We start from the raw sequence: 15,323 nt of genomic DNA, 5'->3' as shown, positions 1-15,323 counted from the left end.
ACCTCGTCTGCTGATACTGCCCTCCCCTTACGGGTTGAACATTCCGAGGCGGACATCTGCTTGAACACTAGCAGGGAAAGAACTTAGGAGTCCTTTCCAACTCCCCCGAACGACTTCGAGTCGCGCGCATAACTATGTATTCAGTGTCAGATCTGACGGATAAGATCCCCTATGATCCGCATTATCCGACAGTTCTGCGGGATAACACCCAATATTTAAGGTATTAATCAAAATCTTTGACAGTTAAGTCTGGGATTTCAGGGTGTTATCCGACAAATGTGGTGGTTAATCCTAGAGATCGGGGGACTTATCCGTCAAAAGTGGTGGATAACACCCCTGATACGGGGCTTATTCAGCCTCTACTGACTGATGCCATCGCCCTAAAGGAAATGTGTACCGTACTCAGGCAGATGGAAAACGCGGGTATCTGTGAGGGGGCGATCGCCCAGGCCTGAGTCGCCTTGTTATCATCCTGAGATCACCGTTCTTGCGGTTCTTTCCCCATGACTGTTGCCCTGGCCACCCCTCTGAGTCAAATTGTGCTGTCGCCCGACGGTGCCATGACTGTATCGGGCTTGAGTTAGCAGCACTAGCAACGCCTACCGGCCCAAATAGTTCAAAATGCCTCGGGCGATGCCATCGGCGATCTGGTTGACGGCGGTGGGGTTGCGGAAGCGGGCGGCGTCGGTGGCTCCGGTGACGAACCCGGTTTCGACCAGCACCGACGGCATGCTGGTGTTGCGCAGCACGTAGAAGCGGGCCGTACGTACGCCGCGATCGCCCAAATCGGTATTCCGCAGCACGCTGGCATGAATGCTGCGGGCCAACCGCTCGCCGCTGGAGTAGTAGTAGGTCTCTAGCCCGTTGATATCGGGACGATCCATACTGATGGCGTTGGCGTGGATGCTGACAAACAGATTGGCTCCAGCCTGGTTGGCATACTCAGAGCGAGCGTCGAGGCCCACGTAGACATCGCTGCTGCGCGTCGTCAGTACCGTAATGCCAGCGGCCTGAAGCTGCTGCTGCACCCGGTTGGAAATAGCGGTATTGATCTGCTTTTCTTGCAGGCCGCCGATGCCTACAGCACCCGGATCGCGCCCGCCATGGCCAGGGTCTATCACCACCACCACCGCCCCCTGAGGAATCGAGGGAATTACTGGGGTAGACGCCACCGCCGGAGCTGAGGCTGCGACAACTTTGGCAGGTAGGCTAGCGGCCACCAGGGCGGTGTAGACTTCGTCGGCTCGCTGCCGCTCGCGAAATAGACCCACCTGCACCACCGCCTGGCCATCGACCGTGGTGCGAAAGGCTTCGGGTTCAACCGCCCGCACCTGCTGCAAGGTATCGCCGCTGGTGATCGGCACGATCACGCGAAAGTAATTCCCCGTGGTAGTTGTGCCGCTAGCGGGGGGCGGCGGAGTTGGAATTGGCTGTGTCTGGGCGATGGGAACGCTCGGGGATGTCGCGGGGGCCGACGGTGCCGAGGGTGGTGTCGAGGGTCGTGCTGGGGTCGCCTGGCTGAGAGCTGGGGCTGTACCTGCGGCAAAGCGCACATCCAGCGGCGCGTCGTGGGTGAGATAGATGTGGCCCACGGGCTGGCCATTGTAGGTGCGGCGAGTCATCTGCCAGCCGGGGTTGAGCTGTATTTTCAAAAACCCGTCGGTGCGGCCATTGGTGCGGCCAATCTCGATGGGGGGAGCGGAGCGATCGCGGGTGGGGCTGGCAAACAGCACCAGGTCATTTTGCCGCCTCGAAACCTCTAGCCGATACTGTACCCCCAGGTCTTGGCCGTTAACCCGTACCGAATAGCCATTGCCGTCGGTGCTGCGATCGCAGGCCCCGGTAAAGTCAAAATTCAGTAGTAGCGGGTCAACCACCACTGGCCCGCCCCCCGCCTCCTGTTCTTGCCAGCACTGCCGCTGGTTGGGAACCTGCTGCAAAATCATCAAATTATAAAATGCCCCATCCCGCACGGGGCTGGCGATCGCCACCGTCAAGCTGGGGTCAATGGGCTGTTGGCCAAATTGCTGCGCGGCGGCTATAGGCGCTGCGATCAGCCCTGCCATCACGGTGGCAGCGGTTATCAATAGAGAGTCAAGAGAACGAGACAGCAGGGCCATAGCAGTGGGTAAACGAAGTGAGGAGCGTAGCCTAAGAGATCGCCAGGGCTGCGGCCAGCCTAAGACTCCTAATGCTACCCATGATTGTGGCGATGGCAAGCATTCCTTGGGCGGTTAACGTGTCGCAGTTTACCAATTGTCCTCAATCAAAACAAAACCGACCCAGGCTAGCTGAGTCGGTAGTCAGAGGCTAAACAGCTCTGGTTTGGGTATTTTTGTTCAAGAGCCTAGCGGGCGATGTCGCGAAAGGCTTCGTAGGCCCGGTCAGGGTGATAGATGTGACAGCGTTGTGTAATTGTCTGCATCAGCTGCCAAGAAAACCGAGTCTCTTTAATCAACGGGGCCCAATTCTCCTTGAGGACAGCATAGGCTGGCCTCAGGTTGTAGGACGGAATGCCGACTGAGATATGGTGGGGAACATGGACGTTGATGTCATGACACAGCACTTCAACCCACTTGGGATAGTCACAGTGCAGCGTACCCGCGAGCTGCGCTTCAACTTCGTTCCAGGTGTCGTCGTAGCGAAATTGAATTTCGGGAATCGTGTGATGCACTAGGGTAAAGGTGCTCATCCAGAAGTGGTAGCCCAGCCAGGGCATGAGCCAGTACTTAACAACGCCCCAGGGGCCAGTGAAATAAAACAGCGTGGGGAAGAGAACCAGCGCAAAGATCACCACAGCGGCAATAGAGCGTTTGACCTTGGCGCGATCGCGCGGTTCAAAGTTACGCAGGTCAAAGTGCAGCGCCCCCCAGTGGGCCACAGATGCCAACCACCAGAGCTTGCCTCGCATGCTCTGATAAACAACCTGCAAAAAGCCACCGGCTCCAGAGTACTCTTCCTTGCTCCACGGAGCCCAGGCATTGTCGATTTCCATGTTGTTGGTGTGGCGGTGGTGAATGTCGTGCAGCAGCCGCCAGCTGTGGAAGGGGTAAATCAGCGGTAGAAATATGATGTGCCCCAGCCAGTTGTTGACCCAGCGACGATTGGCAAAGGAGCGATGGCCACAGTCGTGGCCAATGACAAAAAATCCGGTCAGGGCGGTACCAGTCAAAAACCAGGCGGCGGGCAGCAAAAACCAGGGCGAAAGGGCGATCGCAACATAGCCTAATATCACGGCTCCCACGCTTAGGCCCACAGCAGCCCAAGCCTTACGAGCATCTTTCTGAAAATAGGCTTTAGGGATAGTTTGAATAACCTGCTTTAGGGTCAGGTGGCTGTAAGGGTTCGCGTCCGCTGTTCTAGCAGAGGGCTCAATAATTGCAGTCAAGGAATGATCTCCACGAACGTTAAGGTGCGCATCAAAGCAGGACTATTTTGCCCAAAAAAAACTGCTCACCCCGCCGGGAGCTGAACAGAACCTAAGACTGATTGCAAAACCGAGATATCAACAAGCTGAACTAACTCAATAACTCTGATAACCGCCGCAAACAGCTTGACAGGGCAAAGATTGGCCCATAAGAGCGCTTATTATTCCTTAACACTTATACCACGTTGAGCCTCACCATCTATCCCGCCCTCGTCAGGCGACATGTTGATCCCGAGTTCTCAGTGGAACTCCTGGGGAACTCCTGGGGAACTCCTAGGGATCTCCTAGGGATCTCACTAAGCGGCGCAGTACACCCAAGTCTGATTCAACTTGGGTGTACTGCACGGTAACTAAGCCAGGAGACCTGGCTAGCACAAAACTCAGCATTTAGCGGCGACGGCGACTCAGCCCCAACCAAGCCAATGCGCCACCGATTGAGATCGCAAGGGGCATAAACGCAGTGGCGGCTCGGTAGTGCACATCTTCAGTGGAATCTAGACTGATGCCGTCGTAGACAATGCCTTTGTCGCCTACGGGAACTGTCCAGTAATCGGCGTGGCTTTGGGTGTCGTCTTCAATGGAGACTTCCCAATCTCCCGGGATTGACTCATCAGGCAAAAATGCAAACCGACCCTCGCTATCGGTAGTGGTGGTCATCCAGGGTTCGTCGGGGTTATTGGGGGCGTAAATGTTCACCGTTGCACCTACAAAAGGTTCCCCAGAGCTAAACAGCGACTGAAACTCTAGCTGGCTGTCGAGGGTATAGAAGGTCTCAACCTGGTGAGCCCATGCCTGGGCAGGAAACCCGCCCAGGGCTAAGGCCAGGGCCAACGCGACAAGCAACCGTCTCATAGCACGATCATTCCGTAATAGGTCTGTGGCCTATTGTAGCGAGAGATCGAAGCAGACTCTGATCTCAGACTGCCGATATGGACTATGTCATCCAGCTACAGCACTATTTAGATCACCAGGGCCGACTTAAAGAATGGCCCTCTAGGCGCAATAGGGGGCGTTTTCAGCAGCTGGCCCTAGAATACCTGGCGACTCGGTTTGAACCTGGCACACTTTACAACGAGGGGGAAGTCAATGCTCTGCTCAACCAGCACCATACCTTTGGGGATCCGGCGCTGCTGCGTCGCGAGCTGTTTGAACGCCGCCTGGTGGATAGATTGCCCAATGGTTCAGCTTATTGGCTCCGAGAAGCTGGCTCCTAAGCAGGGCATCTAGCACTCTGTACCGGTTAGCTTTTGAAATGTTGGATATCAGCGCTGAAGCGGTTTAGTTGACGCACGAGCCAGGCACCCTACAACATTGACAAGCAGGGCAAACTGTTTTGTAACTGCGTTTGATCTTAACCACGTTACGGCATACCAACCTCAAAAGGCCGCCATCCAAACATGAGGTTTGGATGGCGGCCTGATTCAATTTAAAGCGCTATCGCTATCGAGTTGTTGCTGAGTTCTGGATCGAGATTGGCGATCGCTCCTCAGACAGATTAGTCGTAGTAGCGGTTATCCAACCAGATCCGCACATCTTGCTCGGAGACAAAGGAGCGGGTGCGGTTGGTGATGGGGTCATGGGCAAACCAGACCGAGTGGCCGCTGCGGGTGCGCTGCCAAATGCGGGGTTCAGTGTGGCCAGTAAAGAATTTCATGGTTTTAGCTCCAAATTGCTTGAGGGTGTTGCCCAGGGTGATGCTGGGCTGAGTAGGCTGCTGTACCAGGGTTTCTAGGTGCTGTCGCTGCCGATTGAGGTCGTAGCTTGAGGTGTGGGGTGTGCTGGTCATAGTTGGTTCTTCCTCTGGTTAAAGGGGTGCTCCATCTACAGCAGTGCCGTGGGCAGGCGGCAGACTCGGTCAGCCCTCTAAGGGCTGAAACCGTTACAGTCGTCAGATTGCTGAAGTTCAGTGGTGGCAAAAGCCCGACCTAAGCGGGGCGGGCAATGGCCCATCGGCTTTCGTTGCTGATGTATCTAATGTATCGAGGCCATCACTATGTAACAAAGCATGACGTGAATAGGTTCTATGCAAGAAATCGATATATCGGTTTGCCTCTACCCGTTAGCCTAAAGTTAGCGCTCGGGTTAACGGGAGTGGCCATGAACCTCAGTAAAGTTAAGCTTTCTCAGCTGCGGGCTCTAGTGACGATCGCCGACTGCGGCAACTTCAGCGAAGCAGCCCTTACGCTAGATGTCACCCAGTCCACCATTAGCCACGCCATTGCCACCCTAGAAGACGAGCTGGGAATTACCTTATTGCAGCGGGGGCGGCATGGAGCACGACTGACTCCGGTGGGCGATCGCGTTACTACCCATGCTCGCGAGGTGCTGGCGCTGCTCGACACGATTGGTAGTGAGGCCAACCAGGCTCGTGGTGTGCAGGGGGGCAGCCTGCGGATAGCGTCAATGCGCAGCGTGGCCACCCACGTGCTGCCGGGGGCGATCGCACGGTTGCACCGCCGCTACCCCGGCATCACCATCACCGTGCTGGAGATGGACGAAATGCCCCAGCTAAAGCAGGCGCTGCTCAAGGGTGAAGCTGACCTGTCCGTAGCTGAAACCATCGACGGTAGCGATGTCGAAAGCCTGCATATCTTTGACGACGACTACGTAGCCCTGCTGCCCCCCGGCTATCGCCCCAAAACCGGCACTCTCACCACCGATGACCTAGGCCAAATGCCCATCATTGGCTCTAGCCACAGCAGCTGCGGTCTGCGTATTCGCACCGTGCTCGGTGCCCAAGCCAAACCAATTGACATTGCCTACGGCATTCGCCACGACTCATCGATGGTGGCGATGGTACAGCAGGGCCTCGGCATTGCGATTTTGCCGCGCCTGGCCGCCCAGCCTGTACCCCCCGATGTACAGATCTGTCCCCTGCCGTTTCCCATTTCGCGCCCGATCGGAGCCACCATTCTCAGAGACGCCCTACACACCCCAGCCCTCTATGCTTTTTTAGATGCTCTGCGGGAGGTAGGGGAGTTTAGCCGCGCCAAAGCCGTTTAAAATTGCAGGGCGTTTGATCTGCGGTAATCCCCATGCGCCATCTCTACTTTCTCGTGCCGGGTACTGGCAAGCGCTACGCCTGCGGTGGTTTATTTGCAGAGCTCAAAACCCTAAAGCTAGCCCAGCAGGTCTGTTTGGCTGAGGTCGTCACCTACGACCAGCGTGAACCCAACACGCTGTTTTTGGATGATCTGCTCCAGCAGCCTGGCTTAGACAACAGCATTTTCGTAGTTAGCTGGGGCTTTCATGTGCCCCGATTGGTGCGACGGCTGCGCCCCTACCCAGTGGTGTACCACGCCCACAGCAGCGGCTATGGGTTTAAGCTACCGGGGGATATTCCGATTATCACCGTCAGCCGCAACTCCATGGGCTACTGGGGGCAGCAGCGTCCCTACGGGCTGATTTTTCATCTGCCCAACGAGATTTCGCCCGACTTTACGAATCGACAACAGCCCCGCGACATCGACGTGCTGGTGCAGGCTCGCAAGTCATCGTCGTACCTGCTCCAGCAGCTGGTGCCCGCCCTCGCAACCCGCTGCAACCTGGTGCGCATCGAGGGGTTTGTGGATAATTTGCCAGACCTGTTTAACCGCAGTCGCCTATATCTCTATGATTCAGCCGAGTACTGGGCGCTGAGCCAGGCTAGCGAGGGCTTTGGGCTGCCGCCCATGGAGGCGATGGCCTGTGGCTGCCAGGTGTTTAGCAGTGTCAATGGGGCACTGGCTGACTATTTAGACCCCGGCGTTAACTGCTACAAAATTGGGGTTTACTCGACGGCCTATGACTGCGATCGCATTCTCGCCGCCCTCCAAACCTCAACCCCGCTGGGTATGACCGCCGCCGATCTGGCCCCCTATCGTGCCGAGGCTCTGATACCCCGGCTCCAGGTGATTTTGAGCGAAATCAACCACTTCTTTGACCACCGAGCAAAGCACCAGGCCACCATCGCTGACCTCACGAACCCCCGCCTAGCCCGGCTCTGGGTTCGCCATACCGCCGCCAAGATGGGCAGAAAACTCAAAGGGCGTTGATCCCCAGAGCGAGATGGTCTGCTTGGCAAAGACACAGTCACGCGAGACAATAGGAGAAACTGTACTCTCTGACCTTAGGCTGTGAACAACGCACCCGTACGCACGGTATCTGACGCCAAGCGCGACTTTTACGCTCACCACACTCGACCGATCAACTCCATCTACCGGCGCGTAGTAGACGAACTCATGGTAGAGATGCACCTGCTCTCTGTTAACGTCGACTTCGTCTACGACTCTATCTATGCCCTGGGTATAGTGACCACCTTTGACCGTTTTATGGTGGGTTACCAGCCAGAGAGCGATCGGGCCACGATCTTCAATGCCCTATGCCGTTCCATTGGCAGTACCCCCGAGCAGTATCGGGGTGATGCCGAAGCGATCAAGGCTGCGGTCAACGGCATGTCCTTAGACGACCTTAAAGGTCAGTTCGACAACCTCAGCGACGGGGGTGAGGGCCTCAGAAGTACGCTGGCGGCGGTGGCTGGCAAAGACAAATTTAAGTACAGCCGCCCCTTTGGCATCGGGCTCTATACCCTGGTAGAAGCCGTAGCCCCTGCCGATGGGCTCAAAGATAAAGAAGGGGTGGAGACACTATTCAAAGAGCTGGGTGAAAAGCTCAATATGTCTATCGATAAGCTGCAAAAAGACATCGAACTCTATCGCAGCAACCTGGAGAAGTTTGCCCAGGCTCAAGAGGTCATGAAAGACATGCTGGTCGCCGATCGCAAAAAGCGTGAAGAGCGCCAAAAAGCGGCCGAAGCCGAGGCTGAAGCGATCACAGAGCCCGTCGCAGCCGACGTGGCTGCGAGTGACTCCGATGGCCCGACTGATTAACGTCAACGGGTGGTTGTTCTAGCTGTGCATGAGATCCATCCGTAACCAAAGCCGGCCTAGTGGTCTGTCAAGCTTAAATCTGTAGGTTGGGTGAAGCGCTAGCGGAACCCAACAAAGCTTACGGCTGTTGGGTTTCACTTCGTTCCACCCAATCTACAAGATCCCCAATTCTTTAGTTTGACAAAGCACTAGGCTACTCTCACTTAGATCTCAGCCCTCAGTGCGGTGCTGTTGGCGGCGATCGATGGCCTTCAGCTGGTGATAGAGCATCTCAATTTTGGGCACAGCTGCTCCGGCTTTTTGGGCCGCGCGCAACGAGTTGCCCAAAATTGCCTCCACTTCCAAGGGGCGTCCTCCATCAAAGTCAATTTTCATGCTGGTGCGGTAGGGCGACATCTGCTCTGTGTGGGTCATCATGTGAGCGATTAAATTCGCAGGCAGGTGGCGTTTCTGCCCAGGCGATATGGTTTCGCCATCGCACTGTGCTGCTGTTAGGACTTCGGCCATCAGCTGCTCCGCCAGTTGACGGATATTAGGGTCGCTCATCATGGTGTCGGTGGTGGCGTCCATCACCACCGACAGACCGTTAAACGGAATATTCCAGACCAATTTACGCCAGCGAGCAAGTCGCAGATCCTCTGTGACCTCGACGTCTATCTGTGCTGCCCGCAAATCTTGAACGATCGCCTGCAACAGAGGTGAAGCTTTGGCTGGCTGATGATTTGCAGCATACTCCCCTAGCAGTAGGTTGCCGTAATCCAGATGGCGAATGACGCCGGGATCAACCTTGTTAGCGCAAATAAAACACAGCCCGCCCAAAATTGGGCGATCGCCCACCCACTGCGCCAATTCATCCTCAATGCCAAATCCATTTTGGAGGGTTAGAACGGCTGTATCTGCACCCAGCAGCGGCTCCAGCAGTGTGGGCAGCAGGTTGTTTTGGGTGGTCTTGAGCCCAATGACGACAACATCTACCGTCGGCATAGTCGCGGTGCTGCGATGGGCCTGCACCTGGGGTAGGGTAAAACTTCCAGCGTTTGACTCTACGGCCAGCCCGTACTGGGCAACCTGGTCGTAGTCGCTGCGGAGCAAAAAATGCACATTTGCTCCGCCCCGCTGTAGGCAAGCCCCATAGTAGCCACCGATGGCACCAGTGCCAATCACGGCGTAGCGCAACCCCGCCACTACTGCCACCTTGCGATCGCAGTCACGGCGAATCTAGGTTCTTCGTAAAAATCAGCCACTCGACGATATTGCGTCACTGGTCAAAACTTTAACGTTAACCCTTCGGCTTCTAGGGCAAGACTAGAGCTACGTTAGCGCATAATGCGAGCAGGAGCAGCTTGAGGAGACCGGTGCTCGCCTTCGGACCCTGGCGCCGACGGGGCCTCTAGCGCAGCCTCGAGTAGCGCAGCCTTTAGAAAAACCTCAGACAAGCTTTGTTCCATAGGCTGGGGCAATAGGCTCAGCGGCTGCCTGACTACTCGAGGAGCGCTAAATATGGCCATCGCCAAAGAACAGGGTTTCCAACTGCTCCCTACGGGCACTCCCAATTGACTACACTGCCCTCCTCGACGACCCTCTGGATTATAAAAACGGCAGCGGCTGCAAGATGATATCTGGCACTGCACTGATTTCATAGTGGTTTCCTAAAGCGGCATCTAACTTCCCTATTGTTACTCTTGGAAAATATGGGAGGCGCTCGACTTTAAGGCCCAAATACCTGACCCATATGACCTTAGGCATATAAATCAGATGAATCAGCTTTATATTTTCTTCATATTCTCTTTAGGTACGGTCACAATTTTGTGAATGATTAATCCAATTTGCTTCATTAGTCGTAAACATATTAGGGATCGCTTTAAACGATATTAATATCTCTTTTGACTGATTCGATCGAATTTAAATAATGCTTGCTTTTAACCTCGGCAAGCTTTACAGATCGTTGAGATGTTGCCAGAGTAAGTGGTTCTCTGTAGAGTCTTGGCTGGGGAATGTATTAATTGGTGCCATCGCTGTTCAGAAACCTTGGAGGTCTCTTTGGCGGCATCGTTATCGTGAGCCACGGCTGTGGCATAATCCTGCTCTATGGGTGAACCCTCTAACCTCCTGCTGAAATTGAGTCGGCGGCTGTTTGCTGAAGCCTGCGATCGCGATGCCTTTGTCGCCGCGCTCACCCAACCGCAGCCCTGCACCAATGCCGTTGTGTGGATGCAGCCTCGTCCGGCCAACCTGCCCTTTGCCATCGCACCGCCACTGCCCTGGCAGCCGGTTTGGGTCGATCGCCTGGTGCCAGATCAACGCCCCGGACAGCATCCCCTGCATCAGGCCGGGGCCTATTACTGTCTAGATCTGGCCTCGGTATTCGCCGCCGCCGTGTTTAGCGCTATTCCAACCCCCGTTGCGGCGGTGCTCGACCTCTGCGCTGCCCCGGGGGGTAAAAGTTTTTTGGCCTGGAGGGCGCTCAGCCCAACCCACCTTTGGGTCAACGAAGCGATCCGTAAACGCGTCAAAATTTTGATCGCCAATCTCAAGCGCTGCGGCCTGACCGAGGCCCTGGTTTTTAACCTTGACCCCCAGGTGTTGGCCCAGCAGATTGCCTCCCAAGTCGCCGTTACAGTGGTCGATGCCCCCTGTAGCGGGCAGTCATTGTTGGCCAAAGGCGATCAGGCCCTGGGGTGTTTTCACCCCGTCAATATCAAAAAAAATGCCAGTCGCCAAAAACGAATTCTGGCCAGTGCCGCCCAGACCGTCGCCGGAGGCGGCTACTTGGCCTACATGACCTGTACCTTCTCTCCCGAAGAAAACGAGCAGGTAGCCCAGTGGCTGCTGAAAAAATTTCCCCAGTTTAAGGCGATCGCCGTACCTGCCCTGAGCGATTTTGCTTCTCCCTTGACTGAGATGCCTTGCTATCGGCTTTGGCCCCAATCTGGCCAGGGGGCAGGGGGGTTTACGGTTCTCTTTCACCATCAGGGCGATCGGGCAGAGCCCCTCGACCTCGGTTCCTTAGCCTCGCAGGCAATGGCGATCTATGCTCCCCGGCCTGAACGCTCGCCTGACTCATGTTTGGTCTACCTCTAGCCCGCTATGCTGAAGACTGTATCTACCCAGTGATCCCCGGACGCTATGGCGAGTCCTTCTACCCGTCCCCAACCTACTTCTACCCTGGCGGCGATCATGCGTCTGCTGCGCTGGGATAAACCAGCCGGCAGGCTCATTTTGATGATTCCAGCCCTCTGGTCTGTGGTACTCGCTGCCGAGGGACGACCACCGCTGGCCCTGGTGGGGGTGATTATTCTCGGTACCCTGGCGACGAGTGCCGCTGGCTGTGTCGTCAATGACCTGTGGGATCGCGATATCGATCCCCACGTAGCCCGTACCCGCAATCGCCCCTTGGCAGCGCGTGCTCTTTCGGTGCAGGTGGGTATTGGCGTGCTGATAGTGTCACTATTCTGTGCCTATGGCCTGTCGCTATATCTCAATGGCCTCAGCTTCTGGCTATGTGTGCTAGCAGTCCCCTTTATTTTGTTTTACCCGTTGGCTAAACGAGTCTTTCCGGTGCCGCAGCTGGTGTTGTCGTTGGCCTGGGGCTTTGCCGTGCTGATTCCCTGGGCGGCGGTGACCGGAACCCTAGACTTGCCAGTATGGGTGCTGTGGCTGGCTGTGGTGCTGTGGACCTTGGGGTTTGATACGGTCTATGCCATACCCGATCGCGATGATGACCGTCGCCTGGGCGTCAACTCTGCTGCGCTTTTCTTTGGCGACTATACCTCTCAATTCGTTGGATTTTGCTTCTTAGGCACCTGGCTCTTGCTGGTTTGGCTGGGGCTATTAGCGCTGCTGGCGCTGCCTTACTGGCTAGGTTTGGCTGTGGCCATGATTGTATGGTCGCGGCAATCCTATCGGCTCAGCCGTTACCACCCATCGCCAAAACTCTGCGGGCATATTTTTAGGCAGAATGTGTCCCTAGGCTTTGTAATTTTGGTGGGCATCGCCTTGGGAGCCTGGCTCTAGAGCATGCGTTCTTCATCCTAGTCACGGGGTCTGCTTTGATAGAGCTGATGAATGAGCCCAACGTCCTGTGCATGCGATGGCCGATCTACCTCAGCCTCAATTCAGGAGCCTGCCGCACTGCTTCACCGCTAACTCCCGCCATCTCGATCCCCCCAGGGCTACAATATTCACAATTGACGTGATTGCTTGTTGGAGCAGTTTATGACCACTGCGGCCCCGGCCAAGACCCAGTACGAAGCCATTATTGGGCTCGAAACCCATTGCCAGTTGTGCACCGAAACCAAGATTTTTTCCCCTGCCTCCACGGCCTTTGGGGCCGATCCCAATACCTATATCGACCCGATTGTGCTAGGCATGCCGGGGGTGCTGCCAGTCCTGAACCAGCGGGTGTTAGAGTACGCCGTTAAGGCTGGTCTAGCGCTGAACTGTCAAATCGCTCCCTACTCCAAATTTGATCGCAAGCAGTATTTTTATCCCGATCTGCCCAAAAACTACCAGATCTCTCAGTACGATTTGCCCATTGCCGAGCACGGCTGGCTTGAGATTGAGCTGATTGATAAAAAGACTAAGTCGTCTACCCGCAAGCGCATTGGTATCACTCGCATGCACATGGAAGAAGACGCGGGTAAGTTGGTGCACGCAGGCAGCGATCGCCTCTCTGGCTCTACCTACTCGCTCGTGGACTACAACCGAGCTGGGGTACCTCTGATTGAGATTGTCTCCGAACCCGACCTCCGCAGTGGTCAGGAGGCCGCGGAATATGCCCAGGAGCTGCGGCGCATCGTGCGTTATTTAGGAGTCAGCGACGGCAACATGCAGGAGGGCTCTCTCCGCTGTGATGTCAACATCTCGGTGCGTCCGGTGGGCCAAGATGAATTTGGCACCAAAGTGGAGATCAAAAATATGAACTCCTTCAGTGCCATTCAAAAGGCGATCGATTACGAAATTGAACGGCAAATTAAGGCCAATGAAGCCGGAGAAGCGATCGTTCAAGAGACTCGGCTTTGGGATGAGAGTAGCCAACGCACCAAAAGTATGCGCATCAAAGAGGGCTCTAGTGACTATCGCTACTTCCCAGAACCCGACTTGCCTCCGATTGTGGTGTCGGTCGAGCAAAAAGCTGGGTGGCTCGCCGAGCTGCCAGAATTGCCAGCCCAAAAGCGTACCCGCTATGAAGCAGAATTCGGCCTTTCTCCCTACGATGCTCGGGTTCTATGCGACGAACAGGCGATTACTGAATACTTTGAAGCTGCTGTAGCCACTGGGGCTGACCCCAAGCTAGTCTCTAACTGGATTACCCAAGATATTGCCGCCTATCTCAATACCGAAAAACTCTCGATCGACAGCTTGCCTCTGACTCCGGCTGCGTTAGCTGAGCTAGTGCAGTTGATTGAGACTGGCACTATCAGCAACAAAATTGGCAAAGATTTACTGCCTGAGCTGCTCACCCAGGGCGGTTCACCTAAAGCCATGGTTGAAGCACGGGGCCTTAGCCAAATTTCTGACCCCGCCCAGATCGAAGCTATGATTGACGAGGTGTTAGCGGCCAACCCCAACGAACTAGACGCCTATCGAGGCGGCAAGAAAAAGCTACAGGGCTTTTTCGTGGGTCAGCTCATGAAGCGTAGCAATGGCCGCGTGGATCCAAAACTGAGCAATCAACTTCTAAGTAAGAAGCTAAATGCATGATATCAATTAGATACATTGAAAAAATTCAATAAGGGGTCTTACCCCTCGTGCTTTTCTTGAGTTAACATGGTACGTAGATGCACCCTGATGGTAGGGAGAGCGGTTTGCGCTCTCCTTTTTTTTGTCTAGGCGAGGTGCAGTCTGTCTAGGTGAGGTTGCTCTGAAGCTGAGCCTCTAGAGCCTGGTTTGAATCAATAGCCAGGGTAGCTAACGTAGTATCTCTGGTGGTAGCGCCGCTGCCCCACAGGATTTGGCGACTGCCCTCTGGCAGCGCGACTGTCTGAGCACCTGCCGTTGTGAGCAAAATTGTGGCCACCTGGGGTGGGATAGCCGTGCGATCGCTGGTTGCGGCAGGATTGACCGCCGCCAGAGCGTACATGACCTGGCTTGTTTCCCGTAGCAGCTCTTCTTGGGGTAGCCACAGAGTGGCCGCAAACCCCTGTTTGAGGGCATAGGTATAAAGCGACGCGGCGGCGATGACTGCCTGCTCAAAACTATCGCTGTCCCAGCGAGCCGACGTATTGAGGGCAACCATGATCTCACGGCTGGCTGTCGTGGTTTCTAGCTCACGAACCCGCAGTTCACCGTAGCGGGCGCTAGTACGCCAGTGTATGAGCCGGGTGGGGTCGCCCCAGCGGTAGGGCCGCAGCGATCGCGTCACCCCCTGGGTATCAGTCTTAGCCTGGGGATTATGGCGCCAGTGCTGCCCTTGGCGAGCGCCCACTGTATCTAGTAGCGGGCAACGCTTTAGGGGCAGCACCTGCGGATACACCACAGCCACTGTGGCCAGGGCGATAGAGCGTCGACACCAGAACAATCCCAAGGGTGCAGCGGTGCGTAGATCGACCGCCTGCCAGGGATAAATACCCCGGCGAGTAGTCTGCACCTGGTAGCGCCAGGTATAGGTTTGACCAGGCGCTAGATGGCCCACCGCTGCCATCTGCAATGACCCCAGATCAGGGGGCAAAGCATCAATCACTTGAAACAGTCCCTTAGCTTGCCGTTGCGAGTTACGAATGTGCAGCTCAACGGCAAGGGGAATTTCGGCTGTAACGGGCTGAAGGGGCGATCGCGTGACGACTAAACCCTTCAGGTTGCGAGGCGGCAGTAGCGCCGCTACCGTCAGCAGCGCTAGCATGACGCCGCTCATGACGTAGAGCCAACCCGCCAGAGTATTGGTCGCGGCCGCGAAGAAAAATACGGCTAAGCCTAACAGCAACCAACCCCCATAGGCTGGGTTAACCCAGCGACGCTCCAACCACTGCGTAAACCGTTTCAAACTTGTTTCCCTCTACCGTAGTGCGCGAGCAACTCTGCCTCAGCAT

14 protein-coding genes are annotated in these 15,323 nt (G+C 55.7%); 8 read left to right on the top strand and 6 right to left on the bottom strand.

The window, feature by feature from the left end:
* Positions 1 to 323 precede the first annotated feature (323 nt).
* Entirely contained in the window at positions 324 to 455 is a 132-nt protein-coding gene (locus IQ254_RS32105) for a hypothetical protein (RefSeq protein ID WP_255527003.1), read from the top strand.
* 144 nt (positions 456 to 599) lie between these two features.
* Here IQ254_RS32105 and IQ254_RS14025 read toward each other — a convergent pair whose 3' ends face one another.
* The 3 genes from IQ254_RS14025 to IQ254_RS14015 all read right to left on the bottom strand — a co-directional run bounded on the left by IQ254_RS14025 (position 600) and on the right by IQ254_RS14015 (position 4,279).
* Entirely contained in the window at positions 600 to 2,120 is a 1,521-nt protein-coding gene (locus IQ254_RS14025) for a DUF3747 domain-containing protein (RefSeq protein ID WP_228040671.1), read from the bottom strand.
* Between the two features lie 227 nt (positions 2,121 to 2,347).
* Complete coding sequence (locus tag IQ254_RS14020; RefSeq protein ID WP_193966774.1) at positions 2,348 to 3,388, bottom strand: fatty acid desaturase; 1,041 nt, start codon at positions 3,386 to 3,388, stop codon at positions 2,348 to 2,350.
* Between the two features lie 426 nt (positions 3,389 to 3,814).
* Positions 3,815 to 4,279, bottom strand: a complete 465-nt coding sequence (locus IQ254_RS14015) for a carboxypeptidase-like regulatory domain-containing protein (RefSeq protein WP_193966773.1) — start codon at positions 4,277 to 4,279, stop codon at positions 3,815 to 3,817.
* Positions 4,280 to 4,356: 77 nt separating this feature from the next.
* Here IQ254_RS14015 and IQ254_RS14010 point away from each other — a divergent pair, with 77 nt between their 5' ends.
* Complete coding sequence (locus tag IQ254_RS14010) at positions 4,357 to 4,641, top strand: DUF2087 domain-containing protein (protein WP_193966772.1); 285 nt, start codon at positions 4,357 to 4,359, stop codon at positions 4,639 to 4,641.
* A 281-nt stretch (positions 4,642 to 4,922) separates the two neighbouring features.
* Here IQ254_RS14010 and IQ254_RS14005 read toward each other — a convergent pair whose 3' ends face one another.
* Entirely contained in the window at positions 4,923 to 5,213 is a 291-nt protein-coding gene (locus IQ254_RS14005) for a hypothetical protein (protein ID WP_193966771.1), read from the bottom strand.
* Positions 5,214 to 5,524: 311 nt separating this feature from the next.
* On the opposite strand from IQ254_RS14005, the gene IQ254_RS14000 reads away from it, so the two are divergent.
* From IQ254_RS14000 to psb29, 3 genes are all read left to right on the top strand, one after another.
* On the top strand, positions 5,525 to 6,430 hold the full coding sequence (locus IQ254_RS14000) for a LysR family transcriptional regulator (protein WP_193966770.1): 906 nt from the start codon (positions 5,525 to 5,527) through the stop codon (positions 6,428 to 6,430).
* A gap of 32 nt (positions 6,431 to 6,462) precedes the next feature.
* Positions 6,463 to 7,461, top strand: a complete 999-nt coding sequence (locus IQ254_RS13995; protein WP_193966769.1) for a glycosyltransferase family 4 protein — start codon at positions 6,463 to 6,465, stop codon at positions 7,459 to 7,461.
* An 81-nt stretch (positions 7,462 to 7,542) separates the two neighbouring features.
* A complete protein-coding gene (gene psb29 / locus IQ254_RS13990; protein ID WP_193966768.1) occupies positions 7,543 to 8,295 on the top strand; it encodes a photosystem II biogenesis protein Psp29 in 753 nt (250 codons plus the stop codon).
* 210 nt (positions 8,296 to 8,505) lie between these two features.
* On the opposite strand, the gene IQ254_RS13985 is transcribed toward psb29, so the two are convergent.
* Entirely contained in the window at positions 8,506 to 9,489 is a 984-nt protein-coding gene (locus IQ254_RS13985; RefSeq protein WP_313887452.1) for a putative 2-dehydropantoate 2-reductase, read from the bottom strand.
* Between the two features lie 894 nt (positions 9,490 to 10,383).
* Between IQ254_RS13985 and IQ254_RS13980 the strand changes: the two genes are divergently transcribed.
* From IQ254_RS13980 to gatB, 3 genes are all read left to right on the top strand, one after another.
* The gene (locus IQ254_RS13980; RefSeq protein WP_193966767.1) at positions 10,384 to 11,376 is read left to right on the top strand and encodes an RsmB/NOP family class I SAM-dependent RNA methyltransferase; all 993 of its coding nucleotides are present in this window, start codon (positions 10,384 to 10,386) and stop codon (positions 11,374 to 11,376) included.
* A gap of 45 nt (positions 11,377 to 11,421) precedes the next feature.
* The gene (locus IQ254_RS13975; RefSeq protein ID WP_193966766.1) at positions 11,422 to 12,309 is read left to right on the top strand and encodes a 4-hydroxybenzoate solanesyltransferase; all 888 of its coding nucleotides are present in this window, start codon (positions 11,422 to 11,424) and stop codon (positions 12,307 to 12,309) included.
* A 201-nt stretch (positions 12,310 to 12,510) separates the two neighbouring features.
* On the top strand, positions 12,511 to 13,998 hold the full coding sequence (gene gatB, locus IQ254_RS13970) for an Asp-tRNA(Asn)/Glu-tRNA(Gln) amidotransferase subunit GatB (protein ID WP_193966765.1): 1,488 nt from the start codon (positions 12,511 to 12,513) through the stop codon (positions 13,996 to 13,998).
* A gap of 145 nt (positions 13,999 to 14,143) precedes the next feature.
* On the opposite strand, the gene IQ254_RS13965 is transcribed toward gatB, so the two are convergent.
* Complete coding sequence (locus IQ254_RS13965; protein WP_193966764.1) at positions 14,144 to 15,277, bottom strand: DUF58 domain-containing protein; 1,134 nt, start codon at positions 15,275 to 15,277, stop codon at positions 14,144 to 14,146.
* Positions 15,278 to 15,323: the final 46 nt, after the last annotated feature.

The sequence above is a fragment of the Nodosilinea sp. LEGE 07088 genome, assembly GCF_015207395.1.
GTDB lineage: Bacteria > Cyanobacteriota > Cyanobacteriia > Phormidesmidales > Phormidesmidaceae > Nodosilinea.
The sequence above is the reverse complement of the archived record's forward strand: the minus strand, read 5'-3'. Positions and strand labels throughout refer to the sequence as shown.

What these genes read in the sequence shown, in the direction of transcription:
- gatB (WP_193966765.1), top strand. Translation starts at nt 12,511, where the DNA reads ATGACCACTGCGGCCCCGGCCAAGACCCAGTACGAAGCCATTATTGGG.
- IQ254_RS14025 (WP_228040671.1), bottom strand. Translation starts at nt 2,120, where the DNA reads ATGGCCCTGCTGTCTCGTTCTCTTGACTCTCTATTGATAACCGCTGCC.
- IQ254_RS13980 (WP_193966767.1), top strand. Translation starts at nt 10,384, where the DNA reads ATGGGTGAACCCTCTAACCTCCTGCTGAAATTGAGTCGGCGGCTGTTT.
- IQ254_RS14015 (WP_193966773.1), bottom strand. Translation starts at nt 4,279, where the DNA reads ATGAGACGGTTGCTTGTCGCGTTGGCCCTGGCCTTAGCCCTGGGCGGG.
- IQ254_RS13995 (WP_193966769.1), top strand. Translation starts at nt 6,463, where the DNA reads ATGCGCCATCTCTACTTTCTCGTGCCGGGTACTGGCAAGCGCTACGCC.
- IQ254_RS14010 (WP_193966772.1), top strand. Translation starts at nt 4,357, where the DNA reads ATGGACTATGTCATCCAGCTACAGCACTATTTAGATCACCAGGGCCGA.
- IQ254_RS13975 (WP_193966766.1), top strand. Translation starts at nt 11,422, where the DNA reads ATGGCGAGTCCTTCTACCCGTCCCCAACCTACTTCTACCCTGGCGGCG.
- IQ254_RS14000 (WP_193966770.1), top strand. Translation starts at nt 5,525, where the DNA reads ATGAACCTCAGTAAAGTTAAGCTTTCTCAGCTGCGGGCTCTAGTGACG.
- IQ254_RS14005 (WP_193966771.1), bottom strand. Translation starts at nt 5,213, where the DNA reads ATGACCAGCACACCCCACACCTCAAGCTACGACCTCAATCGGCAGCGA.